The sequence below is a fragment of the Oceanobacter antarcticus genome (assembly GCF_044962685.1).
In the GTDB taxonomy this organism is placed as follows: domain Bacteria; phylum Pseudomonadota; class Gammaproteobacteria; order Pseudomonadales; family Oceanobacteraceae; genus Oceanobacter; species Oceanobacter antarcticus.
Window position 1 is genome coordinate 88,133 of record NZ_JBBKTX010000001.1, and the last position, 22,855, is coordinate 110,987.

18 protein-coding genes are annotated in these 22,855 nt (G+C 54.8%); 13 read left to right on the top strand and 5 right to left on the bottom strand.

What is annotated here, in order from left to right; all coding sequences use genetic code 11:
* Nucleotides 1-48: 48 nt before the first annotated feature.
* The 4 genes from WG929_RS00435 to leuS form a co-directional block, all read right to left on the bottom strand.
* Nucleotides 49-642, bottom strand: coding sequence for a hypothetical protein (locus WG929_RS00435; RefSeq protein ID WP_416204424.1), 594 nt, complete (start codon nucleotides 640-642; stop codon nucleotides 49-51).
* A 246-nt stretch (nucleotides 643-888) separates the two neighbouring features.
* Entirely contained in the window at nucleotides 889-1,911 is a 1,023-nt protein-coding gene (holA, locus tag WG929_RS00440) for a DNA polymerase III subunit delta (RefSeq protein ID WP_416204425.1), read from the bottom strand.
* The gene (locus tag WG929_RS00445; RefSeq protein ID WP_369857075.1) at nucleotides 1,908-2,405 is read right to left on the bottom strand and encodes an LPS-assembly lipoprotein LptE; all 498 of its coding nucleotides are present in this window, start codon (nucleotides 2,403-2,405) and stop codon (nucleotides 1,908-1,910) included. Before WG929_RS00445 ends, holA begins: the two co-directional genes overlap by 4 nt.
* Nucleotides 2,406-2,419: 14 nt before the next feature.
* The gene (gene leuS / locus WG929_RS00450) at nucleotides 2,420-5,002 is read right to left on the bottom strand and encodes a leucine--tRNA ligase (protein WP_416204606.1); all 2,583 of its coding nucleotides are present in this window, start codon (nucleotides 5,000-5,002) and stop codon (nucleotides 2,420-2,422) included.
* 269 nt (nucleotides 5,003-5,271) lie between these two features.
* On the opposite strand from leuS, the gene WG929_RS00455 reads away from it, so the two are divergent.
* The 5 genes from WG929_RS00455 to WG929_RS00475 all read left to right on the top strand — a co-directional run bounded on the left by WG929_RS00455 (nucleotide 5,272) and on the right by WG929_RS00475 (nucleotide 14,530).
* Nucleotides 5,272-5,910 (top strand): c-type cytochrome, encoded by a 639-nt coding sequence (locus WG929_RS00455; RefSeq protein WP_416204426.1) that lies wholly within the window; start codon nucleotides 5,272-5,274, stop codon nucleotides 5,908-5,910.
* A gap of 120 nt (nucleotides 5,911-6,030) precedes the next feature.
* Nucleotides 6,031-9,768, top strand: coding sequence for a hydantoinase B/oxoprolinase family protein (locus WG929_RS00460; RefSeq protein WP_416204427.1), 3,738 nt, complete (start codon nucleotides 6,031-6,033; stop codon nucleotides 9,766-9,768).
* A gap of 81 nt (nucleotides 9,769-9,849) precedes the next feature.
* Nucleotides 9,850-10,182, top strand: coding sequence for a Grx4 family monothiol glutaredoxin (grxD, locus tag WG929_RS00465; protein WP_369857078.1), 333 nt, complete (start codon nucleotides 9,850-9,852; stop codon nucleotides 10,180-10,182).
* 191 nt (nucleotides 10,183-10,373) lie between these two features.
* Nucleotides 10,374-12,968 carry a LuxR C-terminal-related transcriptional regulator gene (locus WG929_RS00470; RefSeq protein WP_416204428.1) on the top strand — a complete coding sequence of 865 codons (2,595 nt, stop codon included), beginning with the start codon at nucleotides 10,374-10,376 and terminating at the stop codon, nucleotides 12,966-12,968.
* A 380-nt stretch (nucleotides 12,969-13,348) separates the two neighbouring features.
* A complete protein-coding gene (locus tag WG929_RS00475; RefSeq protein WP_416204429.1) occupies nucleotides 13,349-14,530 on the top strand; it encodes a response regulator in 1,182 nt (393 codons plus the stop codon).
* Between the two features lie 203 nt (nucleotides 14,531-14,733).
* Here WG929_RS00475 and WG929_RS00480 read toward each other — a convergent pair whose 3' ends face one another.
* Nucleotides 14,734-15,303 carry a hypothetical protein gene (locus WG929_RS00480; protein WP_369857081.1) on the bottom strand — a complete coding sequence of 190 codons (570 nt, stop codon included), beginning with the start codon at nucleotides 15,301-15,303 and terminating at the stop codon, nucleotides 14,734-14,736.
* 140 nt (nucleotides 15,304-15,443) lie between these two features.
* Between WG929_RS00480 and dtd the strand changes: the two genes are divergently transcribed.
* The 8 genes from dtd (at nucleotide 15,444) to WG929_RS00520 (ending at nucleotide 22,814) form a co-directional block, all read left to right on the top strand.
* Nucleotides 15,444-15,878 (top strand): D-aminoacyl-tRNA deacylase, encoded by a 435-nt coding sequence (gene dtd / locus WG929_RS00485; RefSeq protein WP_416204430.1) that lies wholly within the window; start codon nucleotides 15,444-15,446, stop codon nucleotides 15,876-15,878.
* A 23-nt stretch (nucleotides 15,879-15,901) separates the two neighbouring features.
* Nucleotides 15,902-16,270, top strand: a complete 369-nt coding sequence (locus WG929_RS00490) for a SirB2 family protein (RefSeq protein ID WP_369857083.1) — start codon at nucleotides 15,902-15,904, stop codon at nucleotides 16,268-16,270.
* 233 nt (nucleotides 16,271-16,503) lie between these two features.
* Nucleotides 16,504-18,720: an FdhF/YdeP family oxidoreductase gene (locus tag WG929_RS00495; protein WP_416204431.1), complete on the top strand. Its 2,217-nt coding sequence runs from the start codon at nucleotides 16,504-16,506 to the stop codon at nucleotides 18,718-18,720.
* Between the two features lie 652 nt (nucleotides 18,721-19,372).
* Nucleotides 19,373-20,077 (top strand): hypothetical protein, encoded by a 705-nt coding sequence (locus WG929_RS00500; RefSeq protein WP_416204432.1) that lies wholly within the window; start codon nucleotides 19,373-19,375, stop codon nucleotides 20,075-20,077.
* A 135-nt stretch (nucleotides 20,078-20,212) separates the two neighbouring features.
* Nucleotides 20,213-20,899 (top strand): MotA/TolQ/ExbB proton channel family protein, encoded by a 687-nt coding sequence (locus tag WG929_RS00505; protein ID WP_416204433.1) that lies wholly within the window; start codon nucleotides 20,213-20,215, stop codon nucleotides 20,897-20,899.
* Nucleotides 20,899-21,534 (top strand): DUF2135 domain-containing protein, encoded by a 636-nt coding sequence (locus WG929_RS00510; protein WP_369857087.1) that lies wholly within the window; start codon nucleotides 20,899-20,901, stop codon nucleotides 21,532-21,534. The genes WG929_RS00505 and WG929_RS00510 overlap by 1 nt, the downstream gene beginning before the upstream one ends.
* Nucleotides 21,531-22,046 (top strand): hypothetical protein, encoded by a 516-nt coding sequence (locus tag WG929_RS00515; protein ID WP_369857088.1) that lies wholly within the window; start codon nucleotides 21,531-21,533, stop codon nucleotides 22,044-22,046. The genes WG929_RS00510 and WG929_RS00515 overlap by 4 nt, the downstream gene beginning before the upstream one ends.
* 9 nt (nucleotides 22,047-22,055) lie before the next feature.
* Nucleotides 22,056-22,814 carry a hypothetical protein gene (locus WG929_RS00520; protein ID WP_416204434.1) on the top strand — a complete coding sequence of 253 codons (759 nt, stop codon included), beginning with the start codon at nucleotides 22,056-22,058 and terminating at the stop codon, nucleotides 22,812-22,814.
* Nucleotides 22,815-22,855: the final 41 nt, after the last annotated feature.

Consider the following 22,855-nt stretch of genomic DNA (forward strand, 5'->3'; position numbering starts at 1 on the left):
GTAAAAAACGGGCAATCAAGGCCCGTTGTTTTTGACAGTCGATCCAGATCAGGCCAGGTTCAGAGCACTGGATTCCTGATACAGCGTCATCAGCTTGTCTGTGATCACGGCACGAATACTTTCGCGATCCAGTGATGACAAGGCTTTTAAGTCTTTCAGACGCAGGCGATGCAAGTGCAGACAGGGAAGCTGATCGTTAAATTCGCGCAGGTCACCTTTCATCAATACCGGCAGGAAAGGATCCTCGGTGTTGGAGCGACGCAGAATCTGGCGAATACCTTCCTGGAATGGAATAGGCACTGAGCGTACGTTTTTATCCCGGTGCGAAATAATCAGATACAAACCACTTTTACCAATCAGATTGCCAGGAATAACATGCAGTCCGGTGGACTGGACAGCTTCCGGGTTCAGGTGGCTGAAAGTGTCGTGGAAAGCATAGGGATCAGGCAAGATAACCAGTTGGCGGTTGGCTTCTTCAGGAAAAAAAACGTTGTAGTTGGTATAGAGCTGACGGACGGAAGAAGAGAACACACAAAAGTGATTCTCAAACTGTTTTACAAAGTTGACGGCCCGCTTGTGCTGATGGATCTTCTGGAGATCCCACACCAAATCCGCGTTACGTTGTTGCTTCACAGAATTCATCCTGTCTACCTTCACGAGTCAAATGCAGTTTAACGTATAGATCGGGTGTTGCTAGCTATTTTTGCAGTACAGCAGAGGCTAAGTGTTACTCTTTGTTACCGCTGACAAAATTTGTCAGCGGTAACGCCACACTGGGTGCTCATTTACTCATTGTGTCGCTTACTGACCATTTGTGTTAATAACCAACAGGCAGCAGTATCTCATCTTATATACACGAAAACTGTGCGTTAGTCGGACTGCCAAATGTTAACTCTGTCCCAAACGCTGGTTGTGGAACAAGTGGGTTGATGTGACCAAAAGTGTCAGTTCGCTGATGAGTAACCAGCAATCGCCACCCTGACCCTTGGCGGCTGTGTCGACTTTTTCTGCCAAAACAAGTGCTTGCTGGAGTTCTTGTCGCGTCAGTCGCGTCAGTGCTGTTTTATAACTGCCCTGTTGTCGCGGCCAGACCCGTGCTTGTTTGAAGGCTTCGCTCAATGATTGCCCGGATTTGCCAGACAGAACCATTAGCTGGCGAATTTTATGGGTCAATGCGCCAAGAATAGACAATACTTCGACCCCTTCGGCACGCAAGTGCGACAGAATCCGGCTGGCCTCCTGTACCTTGCCGTCGAGGCAGGCATCGGCGAAGCCAAAAGCGTCAAAACGGGCACTGTCGCCCAGTGCTTCCTGCAATAACTCTTCTGTGATACGTACTGCGCCACTCATGCGCAGTTTTTCAATTTCCTGAACCGCTGCCAGCAGGTTGCCTTCGGTTTGATGGGCCAGCAGAGAGATGGCAGCCGGATCTGCTTGTAAACCCGCCTGCTGCAAGCGGTGGCGCAGCCAACCGGCATACTGGTTGCGTTCAATCGGCCAGATTTGTACCAGGCCGCCGTGCTTGTCGATGGCTTTGTGCCAGGCGGTATTTTGTGACTTGCTGTCCAGTCGCGGGCAAATAACCAGTAACAGATTGTCGGGGTTCGGCCGCTGCAACAAGGCCTTGAGCGTATCGCCTTTATCGCTGGGCTTGCCGTTGGGGATGCGTACTTCCAGTAACCGACGACTGGCAAACAGCGACATGGCATCGGCTTCATCTCGAAGCTGGTTCCAGTCGAAGCCAGCTTCGGCATGAAAGAGCTGGCGCTCCTCAAACCCTTGTGCACGGGCGGCTGCCCGCAGTTGGTCGCAGGCTTCCATGACCAATAAGGGTTCATCACCAGAGACCAGATAGACCGGCAGCAGTGATTTGCCCAAATGGCCCTGCAACTGGTCGGTACGAAGTTTCAATTCTCGCTCCGGATGTGTTGCAAGCGGAAAATCAGTAATTCAATCATGCGTGCTGTGAGGCGCTCACGCACGGCGTCTTCTTCCAGAGCCGTCGCCGTGACTCGGGTGACGTCATTGTCGAACCAGGACTGGGTGGACAGCTCGATGGAGTAGGCAGCGGCAGCGGCGGTGACCAGACGACCCTGCAGCTCGGCCTCCAGTTGATACTCAGCAATTTGTCCGGCGCTGTTAATCGTCAGAGTCCGGCGATTGATAACAAACGACTGGATTTCAAGGACTGCCTGGGCGTCCTCGCGGTTATTTACCAGTAGCCAGCCATGACGCTGCAGTGCCTGCTCTATACGCTGGTTAATGTTGCTGCTTGCCTGGCTTTGCAGCATCAGTACCGTGGTATCGGCAGGAGGCTGATAGTCTCCACGCAGCTGCCAGCCGCAGCTACTGACCAGTAAGGTCAGTAGCATCAGCAGGCTATGTGGAACGCGAAGATAGCTCAAAATGGTCAGCCTGTTCAGTTCGCGACGATGTTGACCAGTTTGCCAGGCACTACGATCACTTTTCGCACCGTTTTGCCATCAAGCTGCTTTTGCACTGCCTCGTCGGCCATGGCTTGTGCTTGCAGTTCTTCCTTGCTGACACTGGCCGCAACGTCGAGTTTGGCACGCAGCTTGCCATTCACCTGTACCACGACCTGAATGGTATCAGCTACCAATGCGGACTCATCCACTGCTGGCCAGCTGGCATCGATCACCAGGCCTTCGTTGCCGAATGCGACCCAGAGCGCCTGAGTGATATGCGGCGCCATCGGGCTGAGCATGCGAATCACGGCGTCCATGGCTTCGGCCGCAACGGCACGGCTGGATTCCAGCGCGAGGTCGAGCTTGGTGAGGGTTTTCATCAACTCCATAATGGCAGCAATACCGGTATTGAAGTTGTAACGGCGACCAATGTCGTCAGATACCTTGGCAATGGTCTCGTGCAGTTTACGGCGCGCGTCTTTATCGGATTTACTCAGTGCAACGGCGCTCAGTTCAACCTGATCGAGTTGCTTCAGTTCGTAAGCCAGACGCCATACCCGCTGGAGGAATTTCTGCGATCCTTGTACGCCGGAGTCAGACCATTCCAGTGTTTGCTCTGGCGGCGCTGCGAACATGGTGTACAAACGCACGGTATCGGCACCGTAGTGCTTGATGGCTTCTTGCGGGTCAACACCGTTGTTCTTGGATTTGGACATCTTGCTCATGCCCGAGTGGTGCAGCTCGAGGCCGTCCGCAGTGCGTTTGGCAGACACCATCCGGCCTTTGTCATCACGTTCAACGGTGACTTCTGCCGGATTGACCCATTCCTTGCCGCCATTGACGTTGGTGTAATAGTAGGCGTCGGCCAGTACCATGCCCTGACACAGCAGGCTTTTGAACGGCTCGTCACTGTCCACCAGACCAGCATCTCGCAGCAGTTTGTGGAAAAAACGGGCATAGAGCAGGTGCAGGATGGCGTGTTCGATGCCACCGACGTACTGGTCGACCGGCAGCCAGTAGTTGGCTTCGGCTGGATCCAACATCTGGTCGGCCTTGGGCGAGCAGTAGCGGGCGTAGTACCAGGATGACTCCATAAAGGTATCGAAGGTGTCGGTTTCGCGGAAAGCCGGAGCACCGTTGAATTCGATGTTTTCGAATGCCGGGTTGTTCTTGATGGGAGAATTGATGCCGTCCATCACCACGTCCGTTGGCAGAATCACCGGCAGCATGTCTACTGTTGCTGGAATAGATTCACCACTTTCTGTCCGGATAATGGGAATCGGTGATCCCCAATAGCGCTGACGGCTGACGCCCCAGTCGCGCAGTCGATAATTGATTTTGACTTCACCCTTGCCCAGTTCGGCCAGTTTGGCGGCGATGGCATCGAAGGCTTGTTCGAAAGCCAGACCATCGAATTCGGCGGAATTGATCAGGGTGCCTTTTTCCGTATAGGCCGCCTTGCTCAGGTCGATTGCGTCACTCTCGGTTGCTGCAGCAATCACCTGAGTAATCTCGATACCGTATTGATTGGCAAATTCCCAGTCACGCTGGTCGTGGGCGGGAACGGCCATCACTGCACCGGTACCAAATTCCATCAATACAAAGTTGGCCACCCAGATATCCACTTCTTTGCCAGACAGGGGATGAATGGCAGTAAAACCGGTCTTCAGGCCTTTCTTTTCCTTGGTTGCGACATCGGCTTCGGCGGTGCCGGACTTGCTGCACTCGTCAATAAAGGCAGCCAGCTCGGTATTGTTCGCGGCGGCTTCTTTGGCTAATGGGTGGCCAGCCGCGACTGCCACGTAGCTGACGCCCATCAGGGTATCCGGACGAGTAGTGTAAACTTCCAGCGCTTCGTCCCGGCCTTTTATACCAAATTGCAGTTGTACACCACGGGATTTGCCAATCCAGTTACGCTGCATGGCCTTGACCTGATCCGGCCAGCCTTCCAGTTGGTCGAGGTCGTTTAACAGCTCTTCCGCGTAGGCTGTGATACGGATAAACCACTGCGGGATTTCCTTGCGTTCAACCGGTGTGTCACAGCGCCAGCAACAGCCTTCGATTACCTGTTCGTTGGCCAGTACCGTCTGGTCGTGGGGGCACCAGTTAACGGCAGATACTTTTTTGTAAGCCAGATCCTTGTCGATCAACTGGGTGAAGAACCATTGTTCCCAGCGGTAATAGTCCGGGTCGCAGGTGGCAATTTCGCGTTCCCAGTCGTAGCCAAAGCCCAGTGATTTGAGCTGGTTTTTCATGTAGGCAATGTTTTCCCGTGTCCACTTGGCTGGCGCAACCTGGTGCTTGATGGCGGCGTTTTCAGCAGGCAGACCAAATGCGTCCCAGCCCATCGGTTGCAGCACATTCTTGCCCAGCATGCGCTGGTAGCGAGAGATTACGTCACCGATGGTGTAGTTACGCACATGGCCCATGTGCAGGCGGCCACTGGGGTAGGGGAACATCGACAGGCAGTAGAATTTTTCCTTGCTGGCGTCGGCCACAGCACGGAATACCTGGTTTTCCTGCCACTGTTGCTGAACAGCAGGCTCAATGGCGTGGGGAGCGTAAGTCTCTTGCATCATGTTGGCTTTGAAATCGGATACGTGATTGGGAAAGTAGGGCAGGAGTTTAACCGAATGCGTCCGGCGCGAACACCGATGTCCGTCGTGAGCGGAAAGGACAAGTCGTGACAAGGTCTTTCTTATTCATTACTGAACGATTGTACTCTGTTTGGGCTGTTGACTCAGATCAGTGGCAGTCCTACAAACTGGCGAAACAACACAGACAGGGGTTGGAGCCGGGGAGCGAGGCCGGTATTTTGTTGGATCGTCACTGGAATATCCTGGAAATGAAAAATATCATTCAACCTTTATTGTATGTGCTGCTGTTAAGCGTGTTGTCCTTTCTGGCACGGGCGGAGTCCGTTGACGAATTGTTGGCAGATATGGAACGTATCCAGCAAGATCCGGCTGCGCTGCGAGCCGCCATTCAGCAGGGGGAGTATCGCGGTACGTTGTGTTTTTCCTGCCATGGCAAGGATGGCAACAGTACACGGGATTACATTCCCAATCTGGCCAGCCAGAATCCGACTTACCTGTTTACCCAGTTTGAACATTTTGCCAGCGGCGAGCGCAAAAACTATGTGATGAGCAAACTGGCCACCCAGCTAACGGATTCGGATCGGGTGGCCGTTGCGTTGTATTTTGCCGGTCGGGCAGTTAAGCCGAGACAACAACCCGTTGTCCCTTCGGCCGAGGGTAAGGCCCTGTTTGACTCTATGTGTTTCGCCTGTCATGGCGCCAGTGCCCATGGCTCCCGCGAATATCCTCGTATTGCCGGTCAGCCTTATGAATATCTGGAAGCAACGTTGCTGAAATTTCGAGATAAAAATCCGGACAGGGCGAAATCGCCAATGATAGGTGTGGTGCAAAATCTGACCGAACAACAGTTAAAAGACGTCGCGGCGTATCTGGCCCATATGCGCTGATAGCGGTTGCTGCTGTTATTTCATGGTTGGATCCTGAGTCATATTGCTTAGTTCGCCGGGTTATTCAGGGATTCCCTTGCTCTGTTAGACTGACAGGCCCGACCGACCAGCGATGCCGTCATGACCCAACCAGCCGCCTCTTTATCTCCCCATCTGAATACTCCCGCCAGCCGCTGGCAGTTCTGGATTGATCGGGGAGGTACCTTTACTGATCTGGTGGCGTTGCGCCCTGATGGTGTATTGGTGACGCACAAACTGCTGTCCGCAAACCCCGACCATTATAACGATGCCGCGATAGAGGGTATTCGCCAGCTGTTGCGCCGATATCCCGAGCAGGGAGGTCTGATCCAGCAAGTAAAAATGGGTACTACGGTGGCCACCAATGCGTTGCTGGAACGTAAGGGCGCGCCAGTTGCACTGCTGATCAGTCGTGGTTTGAGAGACCAGCTCCAGATTGGTTATCAAACACGCCCTGACCTGTTTGCCGTCGCTATCGAACAGCCTGAACGGTTGTATCAGGCGGTGTATGAAGTGCCGGAGCGGATATTGGCCAGCGGCCAGGTCGACTGGCCGCTGGATCTGGAAGCTGCCCGTGTGCAGCTGCAAGAAGCCTGGGATGGTGGCTTGCGCGCTGTTGCCGTGGTGCTGATGCACGCCTATAAATACCCGCAGCATGAGCTGGCACTGGCAGAGCTGGCACGTGTCGTGGGCTTTGAACAAATCTCTCTTTCCCATCAGGTCAGCCCGCTGATCAAACTGGTCGCCCGTGGCGAAACCACGTTGGCGGATGCCTATCTGACGCCGGTGTTGCAGCATTACTTGGCGAATGTCGAGCAGCAGTTGCAGGGCATTTGTGTCGATGCCACGCTGGCGCTGATGCAGTCAAACGGTGGCTTGGCCCCGGCAGCCATGCTGTCTGGCAAGGATGCTGTATTGTCTGGTCCGGCCGGTGGGGTGGTGGGGATGGTACGCACGGCCACGGCCGATGGTTTCGAGCGTCTGCTCGGTTTTGATATGGGAGGCACCTCTACAGATGTCAGTCACTTTGCCGGTGAGCTGGAGCGTGAAACCAGCACCCGTATTGCCGGTGTTGGCTTGCGAGTGCCAATGATGAATATTCATACCGTGGCGGCCGGGGGCGGTTCGATCGTCACGTTTGCCGATGGACGTTTGCAGGTTGGGCCACAATCCGCCGGGGCTTTTCCTGGCCCTGCCTGTTATCGCAACGGGGGGCCATTAACCGTCACTGACTGCAATGTATTGCTGGGCAGAATCCAGCCGCAGTATTTTCCCAGTCTGTTCGGGCCGGGTCAGGATTTACCTCTGAATGTGGATATTGTTCGGCAACAGTTTCAACAGCTGGCACTTGAGGTGAGTCACCAGACCGGGCAAGCGCAGACCGCTGAATCACTGGCGCAGGGTTTTCTGGCTATTGCCGTCGATAACATGGCCCGTGCTGCCAAAAAAATCTCGGTACAACGCGGCTATGATGTACGGGATTACGCCCTGGTCGCCTTTGGTGGTGCCGGTGCCCAGCATGCCTGTCAGGTGGCGGAGGCTTTGGGCATTGAGCAGGTTTATCTACACCCCATGGCGGGCGTATTGTCGGCCTTCGGCATCGGCGTTGCCGATCAGCGCTGGCTGGGTGAGCAACCGGTAGAGACCGTGCTCGAACAGATGGCCAATCAGCAGCAGCGAGTGTGTCAGCAGTTGCAGCAACAGGCGCAGCAGTCATTACCGGCAACCGCCGAGGTGGCTGATCACTGGCGTGCGTATGTGCGTTATCAGGGTGCCGATACGCCTTTGCTGGTGGCATTGGCAGCGCCGGAAACAATGGCAGCCGAGTTTGCCATCCGTCACCAGCGACTGTTCGGGTTTGTGTCAGCGGATCAGCCACTGATCTGCGATGCTATTCAACTGGAACGTATTCAACCGGGTGAGCCATTACCTCGGCTAATACCGAGGGCGGGTGACACTCCCGAGCCATTGGCATCCGTCGAGATGGTCTTTCCTGCCGGTCGCCAGTCGGTGAAAGTGTATAGCCGAGAAAGCCTGCCTAGCGGCTTTTGCGCAGCCGGGCCGCTGTTATTCACCGACAGCAATAGTACCTTGGTCGTCGAGCCAGGCTGGACATGCCAGGTTATCGCCAGCGGTGCGCTGGTGTTGGAAAAGGTGCGGGAAGACGTGCAGGAGAAGATGCTGGAAAGCCAGTCAAAGCAGCAGACCGAGCAACCATCTGATACGGAACTGCCTGATCCAGAACCATCGGGTGCTGATCCGGTGCAACTGGAGGTATTCAATAATCTGTTTATGGCTGCTGCCGAACAGATGGGACTGGTGCTGGAAAAAACCGCCAGCAGTGTCAATATCAAGGAACGACTGGATTTTTCTTGCGCTATTTTTGATCGTAACGCCGAACTGATTGCCAATGCACCGCATATACCGGTGCATCTCGGTTCCATGAGCGACAGTGTGCTGGCCGTTGTCCGTCGCCACCCAGAGATAGAAGCAGGCGATGCCTTTGTGCTGAACTCACCCTATGAAGGGGGCACTCACTTACCGGACATCACCGTTGTCAAACCGGTCTTTATTGCCGGGAACACCACAGGGACGGCCGATTTTTTTGTGGCGGCCCGTGGCCATCACGCTGATATAGGCGGCATAACACCCGGTTCGATGCCCGCCAACAGCCAACACATTGATGAAGAAGGCGTACTGATCGACAACCTGTTGCTGATGCGGCAGGGGGTGTTACTGACGGACTCAATCCTGAATGTGTTGACGAATACCCGTTACCCGGCACGTAATCCGCAGCAGAATATCGCCGATCTGAAAGCTCAGCTGGCCGCTTGCGAAACCGGTGCCCGAGAACTGGCACGCCTTTGCCAACGTTATGGCCGCAGGTTGGTGCACCAGTACATGGGCTATGTGCTCGACAATGCCGAAGACACTCTGCGAACCTGTCTGGCACAGTTGCCGTCCGGTCAGTTTGACCAATTGATGGATGATGGCACCCGGTTTGCTGTACGGATCGAGGTAGACCAACAGACGCGCAGTGCATTGATTGATTTTACCGGCACCGGCTATCGGCCGGATCAGGCAATGCATCCTGGCAATTTTAATGCGCCCACATCGGTGGTTCGTGCCGCCGTGCTGTATGTGTTCCGGGTGCTGGTGGCTCGGCCGATTCCGCTGAACGCTGGCCTGTTCCGGGCGTTAACCATCCGAGTACCGGACGCATCGATTATTGCCCCCTGTTATCCGGCAGCGGTGGTCTCCGGCAACGTCGAAACCGCCCAGTACCTGGTCGATACCTTGATGGGGGCGTTGCAACTGATGGCTGCCTGTCAGGGCACCAATAACAACCTGACCTTTGGTAACCAACGCTATCAATATTACGAAACTCTGTGCGGTGGGGCTGGTGGCAGCGCTTTTGGGGCCGGTGCCAGTGGGGTGCACAGCCATATGACCAACTCACGGCTGACCGACCCGGAAGTACTGGAGCAACGTTACCCGGTGGTGCTGGATCACTTTCATTTACGCCGTAGCTCGGGTGGCGCTGGCCAATATCCGGGCGGCATGGGCGTTGAGCGGCATATCCGTTTTCTCGAACCAATGACCGCTAATATCATCAGCGGCCGCCGCCAGGTTGCCCCCTTTGGGATTCAGGGCGGTGGTGCCGGTAGCTGTGGAGTGAATATGGTGATGCGCGGACGTACCGCCGCAGGAGAACCGAAATCGGTGTTGCCTGTCGCCGCTTGTGCCCGGCTGGAACTGGATGTAAACGATACGCTGGCAATTCATACGCCAGGCGGTGGCGGTTACGGTACCGCCACTGTACCAGTGGCTGGACGCTAAAACCCAAGCGTGGCTGTCAGGATTAGCCAGGATTGTGGTAATCTGAACGCTGTTGATTCACCTGACGAGAGAGTTGTCACCATGGAAATTATGGAAGTCATCAAAGACCAGATCGAAAGCAACGATATTCTGTTGTACATGAAGGGCTCGCCTAACCAGCCTATGTGTGGCTTCTCGGCCCGCACTGTTCAGGCGGTGATGGAATGTGGCCAGAAGTTCGCTTACGTCGATATTCTGTCCAATCAAGAAATTCGGGCCAATTTGCCCAAGTATGCCAATTGGCCTACGTTTCCCCAGTTGTGGGTCAAGGGTGAGTTGGTGGGCGGTTGCGATATCATCACCGAGATGTTTGAAAAGGGTGAGCTAAAAACCCTGCTTGATGAAGCGGCGCCGAAGGCAGCACCAGAGGCTTGATGCTCCGGTGCGAAGCCGGCTGGCTTCGCACCTGTTTCTCTTGGCTGTTTTCCGCCATATCGCCCGATTGTTATCTTGTTGCCTTATGGGCATTTGCTCTGTCTTCTATATCGACCGTGGGTTCGGTGTCGATGGTTGCTGTGGGCTGATGAAACTCGCCATAATGTCTCAAATCGTTACCGCAGTCTGCCATGACGACCTCTGAACACTATTCCCATAACACATCGCTTGCTGCGTTAGCGGATGTCCTTGCGGCGCCGCTGTTACTGGCGCGGCGGTGTCCTCCTGCCCCCTTGTCACCCTGTATAAAACGCCTCGATTATCCTCTGGATGCCACGACTCCGGGGTTGGTGTGGATTCATGCTCCCGCCGGATTTGGTAAAACCCAATATCTGCTGGAGTGGTATCACCACTGGCAGGGGCAAGGGCTGAATGTCATCTGGTTCAATTGTGAAGTGACGGATGATGCGGCCTTGTTGCTGCAGGCTTTATTGGCTGGCGATGGGTCTGCAGCGGCGATTGAGTTGGCCCGACATTGTTGGCCTTTGGCTGAAACGCCTGCGTTTGCTGCCGGACAGCTGGAGTCGATCCTGATCAACTGGTTGGCGCTGATCGACCGGCCGCTGTGTGTGTGTGTCGATAATCTGCAGAATCTTGATGAGACTGGCTGGCGTCTGGTTCAGCTGCTGATCAGTCGGGTGCCAGAGACTTGTTCTCTCGCTTTGGCGACCCGTCGGGCACCCAGTGGTGCCAGTGTGGTGTTCCGGCATCCGTCGTTACTGGCGGTTGCTGTGCGTCAGCTTACCTTTAGCCTGCCGCAGCAGCAACGCTGGCTGGCGGAGCATGGCCTGTCGCTTGATCAGGATGAACAGTTGCTGCTGGATCGCCGTTTGGGTGGCTGGCCGGCAGCGCTGGGGATCTGGCTGGCCTGTGTCCGGGCCTATGCAACTCTGGAAGTGATGGCCCCCGGGTTGGGGATGTTTGAGTTGCAGGATTATTGGTTCAGTGATGTGGTTGCTGACCAGTCGGCTGAGAATCGATTACTGTTGCAACAACTCGCGGTGCTGGAGTATGGCTGTGAGGATCTGTTAAGGCGGTTGAATCAGTGGGATTCCAGCGCTGGCATCGATGAATTATTACGCAACGGATTTTTACAGCCGTTGGATCAGGCCGGTTGGGTCAAGGTAGCGGCTCCGTTTCGACGGCTGATATTTGCGACCGTTACGGAGGTGCAGCGGGAGCAATGGCACCGTCTGGCTTTTTATTGGTACGGCGAGCATCAACAGCCTGTGCGGGCGTTGGAGCATGCACAAAAAACGGCCATGGCAGCCGAGCTTGCCCCCTGGATGGAGTCGCAGGCGGAGGCTTTGCTGGCGAGCCTGGACATCGCTGGTCTGATCGACTGGTGTGAGCTGGCTGGTGATCAGGTGCTGAATCAATCGCCACGCCTGATGCAACTGGCCTGTTGGGCCTGGCTGGTCAGCCATCGGCAGCGTCGGGCCGAGTCGATGTTGCGGCAGCTGATGCATCGACAGTTACTGGATGACGCCGAGCTGGCGGCATTGCAAGGGTATCTGGCGCGGCTCAAGGGGCAGCAAAAAAGCGCCATAAGTCTGTGTAAAAAAGCGCTTGATGGTTTGTCGGGCGATCGTTACAGCATTCGCTTTCTGATGTGCAGCACGTTGACCTATCTGAGCCTTGGCGAAACCGATCTCGACAACGCCCGCGCCTGGAATCGACGTGCCATGCAACTGGCACGGCAACATGGTGGTTGGGCGCTGGAGGCGCTGGCGATGTTTGACCAGGGGCGTATCGAACTGCACCGGGGTCATCTGGAATTCAGTCTGGATCTGATTGATGCCGGTATTCAGCTGTTACGGGACAAACCCGGACGTATTGCGGTCGTGCCAATGGGTCGACTGATGGTGTATCGCGCCTTTTTGTTGTGGGTCACTCATCGTCATCCGGATACGCTGCCAGATTTACTGGAACAGGGCAGCCGTTACTGCCGTGAAGGGGCGGATGTGATGATCTGCTACGGCTACGGCCTGCAGGCCATGATTGCTGCCGCAGATGGGCACTGCCGCCAGGCACTGGATCTGCTGGATGAGGTTGAGCGCTTGATGCACAGTTGGGGCGTCGAATCGGCCAGTTACCTCTGGCTGATTCTGGTAAAAGCCAATGTCTGGATTTCCCAGGGCAAACACCATCGCGCCCAGGGTTGTCTGGTTGAATTGTTGCAGGGGCAGCCGGTAGCGCACCTGCCGCGTCCGGAAGTATTCCCGTTGTTACCAGACTTTGCCGCTGCGACCCAGGCGCGGTTGTATCTGGTGTGCGGTCGCTTTCATGATTGCCTGGCGGAAGTGGATGAGTGGTTACGCTGTAATTCCAGCCCGATGATCATGATGCTGATCCAGTTGATTCGTGCTGCGGCCTTGCGTGGTTGTAATCAGATTGCTGAAAGTCAGCATATTTTTAATCAGGTCGGGCATCAGTTGCGCCAGGAAGGCATTAGCATGAGTTTCAAAGCCTGGTTACCGGAGCTGTATGCTCCGGCACGAGAAGCAGAATCCACGTTTACCACCACGGCCAGGGTTCAGCTTAGTGAGCGGGAGCACGATGTGCTGCGCAAGATTGCCGAGGGGTTATCGAATCAGGAAATAGCCTCGCAATTGTTTATTTCCCTGCATACGGTCAAGACTCATGCCCGCAAGATCAATATCAAACTGGGGGTAAAAAACCGTACCCAGGCAATTCACAAGGCGAAGGAACTGCTGTTGCTTTAGGGGACATCTCTTTAATCCGGCAGCCTCCGCAGGGCGCGGGTTGCCGCCGTCCAGTGCGGTGTTGACGAATGTGAAAAGGACGGGTCATTTCGCTGCATTCGCCACCTTGCCCTGCACAACGGCAACACTCGCGCAGAGCCGTGCAGGATTAAATAGTTATCCCCTTTCGTTTAGTTGACCATTGGTCTTGATGTCATCGGTCTTGATGCCGTTGTTCTTTTATGTGTGGCGATGGTACGTGTGATGATGGTATGAGTGGTGATGGTATGTGTGGTGATGCAAAAGCAGATGGTCGCTTGATAATACTCGCTGTCACTGGCGAATTGCACGGCTGTCGTCTAAACCTTAAAAGGTTTACTGGATGCAATGGTTGGTAACACATGGAAACGACATATCACGCCGTCATTCTGGCGATCGGGCCACTTCCCGAGATAGAAGCGGTGCTGGACGACGGTTACACACTGCATCAGGTTGGGCAGCTGGACGCCATTCAGGAAGGGGTGTGGCAATACGATGCCAAGCTGATTCTGGTCGATCTGGTCAGTATTGGCCCTAAAACTGGCATTGCCGCCTGTCGTCAGCTCAAGGATGATCCGGCCACTGCAGAAGTACCGCTGGTGATGCTGGCCAACAGTGAAACCCTCAAACATCGGATGAGTGCTTACGAAGCCGGTTGTGATGACTACCTGGTTCGCAGCGACCTGGATGAGATGAAGCCAAGGCTCGATCGGGTACTGTTTAACAAGGTTGCAAACGATCAGCTCAAGGTGCAACTGAAACACGCCAATGAAATGGCATTTATTGCCATGTCCGATACGTCTGATCTGGGCGTTAATATCCAGTTTTTACTCGACGTGAATACCTGTAACAACCTGGATGAACTGGGTATGCGGCTGTTTCAGGCGTTAAAAAGCTACGGCATCAATTGCAGTTTGCAAATACGCTCCCGTTTTGTGGTCAAGAACATGGAAGCCAACGGCATGGCCAAGGAGCTGGAAGCGGCGCTACTGATGGAGTGTCGGGATCAGGGCCGCTATGTTGATTTTGGCAAGCGCTCCATTATGAATTACGGCTCGGTATCCATCCTGGTGAAAAACATGCCGGTGGATGACCGCAATAAATATGGTGCCATCAAGGATAACGTGTTCTCGCTATTACAAGGGGCTCATGCCCGAACCATGGCATTGGATAACCTTTACTCCCTGGAGATCGAAGGTCAACTGGTCAGGCGCCTGGTCAGCAGCATGCGCGGTCTGATGGCCTCGGTCGATGATTCCTATCAGCTCGTTATGCGCGATATTGCCAATGTGGTTGAAGGGATGGCCGAAGGTGTGGAAAGCAGTTTGCAATTTCTGGGGATGGACGAACAACAGGAGAGGGCAATCCAGAACATTATGGAGCAGGGCGTAGCCGATACCTCGAAGGTCTTTAACGAAGGTATCCGGATTGACGATGGTCTTGGTGTCGTACTGGACAAAATCAATCGTGCCATCGGCAGTGGCCATGGTGATATGAAAGAGCTGACACGGCTGCTGGAACTGCTGCCTTCGGTGGTCGAGTAATACCGGTTTGACCAACCATGCCATTAACTCAACAAGATCTCTCTCCCTTTGTAGAATGGCCACCAGTTGCCGTGGTGATATAAAAGAAAAGGGGGTGGCTATTGGCATCCTGCGAACTTTCTGATCATTTTTGATCACCCGGTAAGCCTGTCGGACGACTTGGGCGTTGACCTGATTTTCTGCAAACCCCTTTTACTGCTGCGTCAGCGCTGCAATTGCTGGTTTTGAATTGAGTGGCGCTGGATATACACGGTGACCGCCGGGCTGCGCAGTATTTCCTTGTTATTGGCGTCTTTGATCACAGCTTCGAGCAAATGTTGGCCTCGTATCAGTTGGTTGATGGGGATGCTGTTGTCGTGCCCGGAAGCGATCGGGCTGCCATCGACCAGTACTACAAAGGTGTCTTCTGCCCGCAACGCCGGTATGACGTCAATCAGGATGTTCAGGCTGGCGGCCAGGCCGGTGGGGATGTTTTCCTGATTGGAAGGGCTGAGTATTTGCAGGCTGGTGTAATAACGTTCTGGTTGAACGGGTGCTGCAGTGGGTGGCGCCCGGTCTGCTGAGAGTGGCACAAAGGCAGGCACGGTTGGCAGTTCATTCACATCGTGGGCTTCCGAGTCGGCACTGGCGCGATCGCTGAACGTCAGGTTGCCGGCGGCATCTCGGGTTACGTACACCTGGGTACTCGCCTGGGCATAACTGGCGGCGGTCAGACAGAGTATGCATAACAGCCGTGCGATTGAAGACCGTCGGGAGGATATCAGGCACATCATAAAGTCTGTCCTCTGTCATGGGGTTTTGATGGCGACAGCTTACCCGAGTTTCTGCAGCAAAGGCGAACGATGTGCAGGGGTTGAATTCATCGTTATGCTGCAGGCGTTAGAATTGTGAACCAGTTTAAACAGGAAGACAGATGATTGGGTTGATTCAGCGGGTTTCTGACGCCAGTGTGGCGGTGGATGGCAAGGTGATTGGCGAGATTGGTGGTGGTTTGTTGCTGCTGTTGGGGGTGCAACCGGACGATACGTCGACAGAGGCCGACAAGTTATTACACAAGGTGGTCAATTACCGGGTCTTTGCGGATGACGAAGGCCGTATGAATCGAAGTTTGCTCTCCGCCGGAGGACAGCTGTTGGTGGTCTCGCAGTTTACCTTGGCAGCAGATACCGGCCGTGGCTTGCGGCCGGGCTTCTCGACGGCGGCAGCGCCAGTCTTGGCTGAATCCTTGTACGATTATTTTGTCGCAGCAGCGGGGCAGTGTGTTCATACTGCCAGCGGCCGCTTTGGTGCTGATATGCAAGTGGCATTAACGAATGACGGCCCGGTCACATTTTGGCTGCAAGTTTAAATTCGTACTTTTCTGAGGATCTTATGGACTACTCTGCTGTAAAACACGCTCACGCTGGCCTGGCTTATTTGTCAGCGCTGTTGTTTCTGATTCGTTTCGGACTGGTGTATGCCGGAGCCGGGATGGCCTCCAGCAAACTGGTCAAGATTCTGCCGCACGTGATCGATACGATCCTGCTGGTATTTGCCGTCTGGCTGTGTGTGCTGATTGGCCAGTATCCACTGGTTGATGGTTGGCTGACAGCCAAGGTGGTGGCGCTGGTGGTATTGATTGGCGCAGGTGTCATCGCGGTGCGACAGCGCAGTATCCCCGCCGCTGTGGTGACTCTGTTAATGTACGTTTATATGGTCGGGGTAGCGAAGAGCCATCATATATTGTCGTGGCTGGCCTAGACGTTCCCTGCGTTCAACGCCTTGGCTGATGAAATTTTCACCGACAACAGGCTTTGTTCTATCATGGAGAGCGCCCGCTGATCTGATGTCTGGCCGATCGTAAAAGACTTTTACGGTCGGCTTTGGATCTTGGATTTTGACACCGGAGGCGCTTTACTGGCTCCCTGATGTCATATTGATACCGCCTCTGTCACTGTCACCTGATCAGGTATGGGCGGTTGACCGGAGCTGTTATGAGTAAATCTGATTCTGTCCTTGCTACGGCCCGTGCAGCGGGTGCCCCGACGATCGTCGGTGGTGGTCCGAAAAAGGTGCTGTATACCCTGCAGACCGTTGGGCGTATTGGTCTGATCAATTCTGCCAAGGCGCTGAAAAGCCACAATACCTGCAAGGCCTGTGGTTTGGGTATGGGGGGGCAGCATGGGGGAATGACCAACGAATTGGATGAGTTTCCGTCGGTCTGCAACAAAAGTATCCAGGCGCAGTCGACGGACATTCAGGCGCCGATTCCTACCGCCGTCTTCAAACACTCGCTGGACGATTTTCAGCAACTCAGTCGCTACGAGCTGGAACACCTCGGTCGTCTGAACACCCCGTTGTTCAAGCCCGCAGACAGTGATCATTATCAGGTACTGAGCTGGGAGTCAGCGTTTGAGCGTATCGCCGAACGTATGCAGGTGACTCCGGCGGAGCGGAGCTTTTTTTATTCTTCCGGACGCTCGTCCAACGAAGCCGGTTTTGTCTTGCAGCTGCTGGCGCGGTTATCCGGTACCAATAATGTCACCAACTGTTCCTATTACTGCCATCAGGCGACGGGCGTGGGGCTGCAATCCACCGTCGGGTCGTATACCGCGACGGTGGAACTGGCCGATCTGGCGGAATGCGATCTGGTGGTACTGATAGGCGCCAACCCGGCTTCCAATCATCCTCGTCTGATGCACAAGCTGATGGCACTGCGTGAACGTGGCGGCCATGTGGTGGTGATCAATCCGGCGAAAGAGTCGGGGCTGGTGAAATTTGCGGTTCCCAAGAGTCCCCGCTCGATGCTCAAGGGGGGGAGTGACATTGCCTCGGAGTATCTGCAGCCCAGGGTGGGGGCGGATATCTGGTTACTGTATGGGCTGGCCAAATCGCTGCTGGAACAAGGGTGGATGGATGACGCATTTATGCAGGCCCATACCGAAGGGAGTGATGAATTCCTGACGCAGGTGGCCGGGCTGGCGTGGCCGGACATTGAAGACAGGACCGGTGTTGCCCGCGTTGATATCGAGCGAGTGGCGGCATTGTACGGGCGTTCCACCAAGGCGATTTTTGCCTGGGGGATGGGAGTCACACATCACACCCATGGTGCCGATACCGTTGAGGCCATTGCTAACCTGGCGCTCTGTCGGGGAATGGTCGGCAAGCCGGGGGCTGGGCTGTTGCCCTTGCGGGGTCATAGTAATGTGCAGGGGATTGGCACCATCGGCGTTAAACCTGTGTTACCGGAGCAGGTGTTTCAGGCGCTTGAACAGGAGTTGGGTGTCCGTCTGCCAACCACCACGGGGCTGGATACGCTCGCCAGCCTGGAACAGGCTCATGCCGGAGCCGTCGATCTGGCTGTCTTGCTGGGCGGTAATCTGCTCGATGCCACACCGGATACTCGCTGGGCCAGGGAGGCGCTTGACCGGGTCAAGACCAAGGTGTTCCTCACCACAACTCTGAACCGTGGCCATGTCTCCGGTATGGAGCACAGTGAAGCCTTTATTTTACCGGTTGCCGCCCGGGATGAAGAATTTGAGCCAACCACGCAAGAGTCGATGTTCAACTACGTCCGCCTCAGTGATGGCGGAATTACCCGGCTGGACAATGTCAAAGCGGAGAGCGCTATTCTGCTGGAGTTACTCAAGCGGGGTGTGTCTCAACCTGGGCTGGATCTGACGGCGATTGAATCCCATCAAGGGGTGCGCGAATGCATTTCACGGGTGGTTCCCGGTATGGCAGGGCTGGCGGATATCAGTGACAGCCAACGGGAGTTCCATATTCCCAACCGGCTGATCAAGACCCCGAGTTTTACCACACCGTCTGGCAAGGCGCATTTTCAGACCCACAGGCTTCCCGGTCTGAAAATGTCGGCGGCGTTTCCGTTTGCACTGATGAGCGTGCGTAGCGAAGGGCAATTTAATTCCATCATTTATGAAGAAGCAGACAGCTATCGTGGCACCCCCAAGCGCTGGTCGGTACTGATGTCGCCGCAGGATATGCTGGAGCTGGGTATCAAGCCACAACAGGCCGTGACCTTGCGTTCCCGTAATGGCTGTATGGAAGGGGTAGAGGTGTACCCCTATGGACTGACTCGGGGTGCAGTGATGGCCTATTACCCGGAAGCCAATGTGTTAACCGGCATTGAGCGTGACCCCAGAAGCCATACGCCTGCATTCAAATCCGTGGCAGTGGCGGTGGAGGTATGACTAGGGGGCGTTCTCAATTGGTCAATCGGATCTGCTGAGAGCCCGTTGGCTTCAGAACAAGCCATGAGGAGTGCCTCCTGTGTTTAATAAACAGGGCGAGCTCAATAAGCGACGAATAACACCGTTCTGGAGTCAACTGGCCTCAGCCCGAAGGGTTATGGTTAAACATCCATCATGCGGTGTTGTTGAACTTGAAAAGGGCCCACCATTCTCTGCGTTCAACGCCTTGCCTGATGGATTTTTTCTCCATAACAGGACGCATTAACTAATTGAGAACGCCCCCTAAGCCCCGTTAAAACCCAGCTCAGCTTTGTAATGCCTGAGCAGAAGGAGCTGTTCAGGCAAAAGAAATACAAATAGCAATTGTTCCGTATCTGGAAAACAGCGATTCGGAATGACTAACACTTCCAAATATCCCGACTCAAGCTATCAAAGTGTGACGTGAATAGCATAACTGATGCTAATGGCTCACAAATTATGTGTATTTTTGATTTTTATTTCCTAAATGTCGGTTTATAAAACGACTTGGGTGCTTGTCATCAATTGTTAACAAACTGTTGTTAGTGGCAGGGCTAATACGGCGACCCCTAGGGCTGGTTCAATAACGTTAACACGTTACCGGTTGTCTGAACCGGCCCATGGAATTGCACTTATGATGATTACCCACGTAAAACTGCCTTGGCTGGAGGTATCCCAGGCGTTTGTCTGTTTCCAGTTATCGCGTCAGCTGCCTCATAACGGTGTACGAACGGCTGATCGACTGATTATCGATCATACGCCGTCTACGGTTGCCGTCACGGCTAATGGTTTGTCTGTTCTCCAGTTGATCAAGGCACGCAGCTGGCACGAGTACGTCAAAACCTTCTGGGCGCACAGTCGCCTGTTCAAGGAAGTGAAGGGCAACCGTTTGCTTACCCGGTTGGGTATTCATGTGGCTGCTATTCATGAAATGGGTGTCGGGCTGTTACCGGGCCGTCGCTATCGTTATCTTGGCTACTACATCATGGATGACCTCGCCGCTGCGGGGGCGCTGGAAGTCTTTGAGCTGTTCAAGTCTGGTGGTCTGGACAGTGCGCAGCGGATTAGCTGGCTGGATTCGATTCTGGATGATCTGCGTATTATGCGAGATGCCGGTGTGGTGTTTTCGGATTGTCATTTGAAAAATGTCTTTGCGCATCCGCAAGGTAAAGTCACCTGGATAGACACCGGTGTTACTCGCTATTTTTGCCCCAGAAGTCGAAAATTTGCTCGCAAGTTCAATTATTCAATACGCCGTTTTGCTGATTATCATGATGCTGAACTGCCACTGAGTCATGAAGAAAAACGCCGGATTCTGGCGCTACTGCTGCCGCAATAGTACGACTTTCGGCCACTCCCATTCGGGCCGTCTGGTCCTATAGTAGCGCTGGCCGCCGACGGCCCTCCGATCTAACATAAAACCCCATAACGATAAATAACATCACTACATCACTACATCACCACAGGTGGCGGTATGCATTACCCCAGCCCTTCTCAGAATCCTTATCAGGTCTTTTTGCACTGGCTGCTGTTACTCGGGCTGATGCTGTTTGCGGCCCTGCTGTTACTGGATCTGGGGGTGCTGAATACCATGCTGGCACAGGATGTAACCCGGATTACCGCAGTCACCCTGCTGGTGTTTGTGGTTGGCTGTGGCCATTGTGGCGTACGCAGCTGGGTACTGGCACGCGAATGTCTGGCGTTTGATCACCTGACGCCTGCTCATAAAGCACCGCAGTTGGCTTCCCTGACGCCGGAATGCTCGCTGGGCAGTCAATATTTACAGGGACTCGGCCCGGATCAACAAGAAAACGCGCTGGCGGCAGAAATCCTGGCGGAACGTCTGCGTGGTAGTCACCAGATTGGCTGGTTTGTTACCGGGGTACTGGTAAAACTCGGGCTGTTGGGCACCGTGGTCGGCTTTATTCTGATGCTGGGTTCTGTCTCGGGGCTGGAGAATCTGGATACCTCTGATATCAAGGAGCTGATGCAGCAAATGACGTCGGGCATGGGGGTGGCGATGAATACCACGCTGGTCGGACTGGTTTGCAGCGTGCTGCTGGGTATGCAATATCTGCTGCTGGATCGGTGTGCTGACCGTTTGGTGGCCGACACCGTGGCATTGGGCCAGATGCTTAACACCCGTTCCGGGTCGAGCTGATGGCGCTGTTTCGCCGTAATCCACACACTGAAATCGACCCCTTCACCGATTTGCTGTTTAACGCTCTGTTAACGTTCACCTTTCTGTTTCTGATTGCGCTGGTGTTGCTGAACCCGCCCGCCAAAACCGGCATTGTGGATCCCAAGGCCGAGTTTCTGATTACAGTCAGCTGGCCGGATGGCAATCCCAACGACATTGATATCTGGCTCTCCGGTCCGGATGGCAAGCAAGTCAGTTACAAGCAGCCGCAGGCTGGTTTGATGCACCTGGACCGCGATGATCGCGGCATGATCAACGACGTTCAAACCGTCAACGGTGTGGAAATCAATAACCCGTTGAACCAGGAGGTGCTGACCATTCGCGGCCGACCCCCAGGGGAATACATTGTCAATCTGCACTACTTCAAAACGCAGCAAGCCGATACCTCAATGCCTCAGCCTGAGACAGAGGAGGTGCCCGTCACTGTCTATCTGGCAGAAGTGAATCCGCGCATGAAAGTGCTGTTTTACAACACTAATGTGCTGGGCAAGGAAGGGGACGAGGTCACGGCCTTCCGCTTTACCATCACGCCGGAAGGCAAGGTCACCAATATTAACCAGCTGCAAAAAAGTCTGGTTCGGGGAGAGGATAAATGACTGAAACCATGTTGCTACTGCTACTGGCCTACACCGCCCTGGTGGCCTTGCTGGTGCTGGCACTGATCAGCAGTCGCTGGCCGGTTGTTGCCAAACTGGTGCTGGTGGTACTGGCCAGTGGACTGTACTGGGGCAGTTACCTGGGCTGGAAAGATACCCAGGGGTGGCCTGCCAGTGTCGAGCTGCCGGACAAGTTCCTGCTGCATTTTGCCGTGATTGAAGAACCGGATGACAGCAGCGGTGCGCCAGGGGCGATTTTTCTCTGGTTGACGGATTTATACGACGACCAACTGGCTGCGGAGCCGCGTGCCTATCGCTTGCCGTATAACCAGGAGTTGCACGCCAGGGTCGAAAGTGCCATGCGCCGTGCCAAGGCGGGTAACCTGCAATTGGGACTGAAGGCGGGAGGCGATGATTTGCCCGAGGTCAAACGCTTCCGCAACCAGTTGGGAGACCGCCCGCTGGAGCTTGAATTTGTTCCGGTGCCGGATCCGTCGTTACCGGAAAAGTAGGAGCAGACTATGAACAATCAGTCGATGTATCGGTATCGGTATTTTCCTGGCCTGCTGCCGGTGCTTGCTGCGGCGCTGCTGTCGGGCTGTGGTCAGGCTCCGGCCGCAGATGATTATTTCCCCCTGGAGCCGGGTTTACGCTGGCAGTATCAGGTGACGGAAGACCGCACCGATGCCCGTGAGGTGCGTCGCTTTGACGTGGCCACCCGGCGTATTGATACTCCGGCCGAACTGGTCAGCCTGATCGGCGCTGCGCAAATGACGGTGCGCCACACCAGTGATGGCACCGATTATTATCTGCTGCGGAATATCAGCGGCACCTATCGGGTTGGCAAGCGTACTCTGATTGAAAAAGCCCCCCGGCTGGATACCGAACCCGTACTGGTGCTACCGCCAGCGGATGAACTGGAGCAGGGCATTACCTGGAATCAGTCAACCCGACCGTATGTCATTCACAGCACCCAGAGCCATGTTGCCTGGAATCGGGGCAGCAATGAATTTGATATGACCTACGAGCTGGCTGCAACCGGGCTGGAGTTATCCACTCCGGCGGGCGAATTTCACGATTGTGTGAGGGTGGAAGGCCGCGCCGTGATCGGATTGTACGCCGATCCCAGGCTGGGTTATCAAGAGGTCGAGATTGTGCAGTCGGAATGGTACGCACCCGGGGTGGGACTGGTACGGCTGGTGCGAGAAGAACCGCTGGATCTGGCCATGTTCAAGGGCGGCACTCTGACGTTTGAGCTGATCGATTTCCAGCACCCTTGATAACACGGCTGACGGAGCAGATTGGACAACGCGGGGGGGAA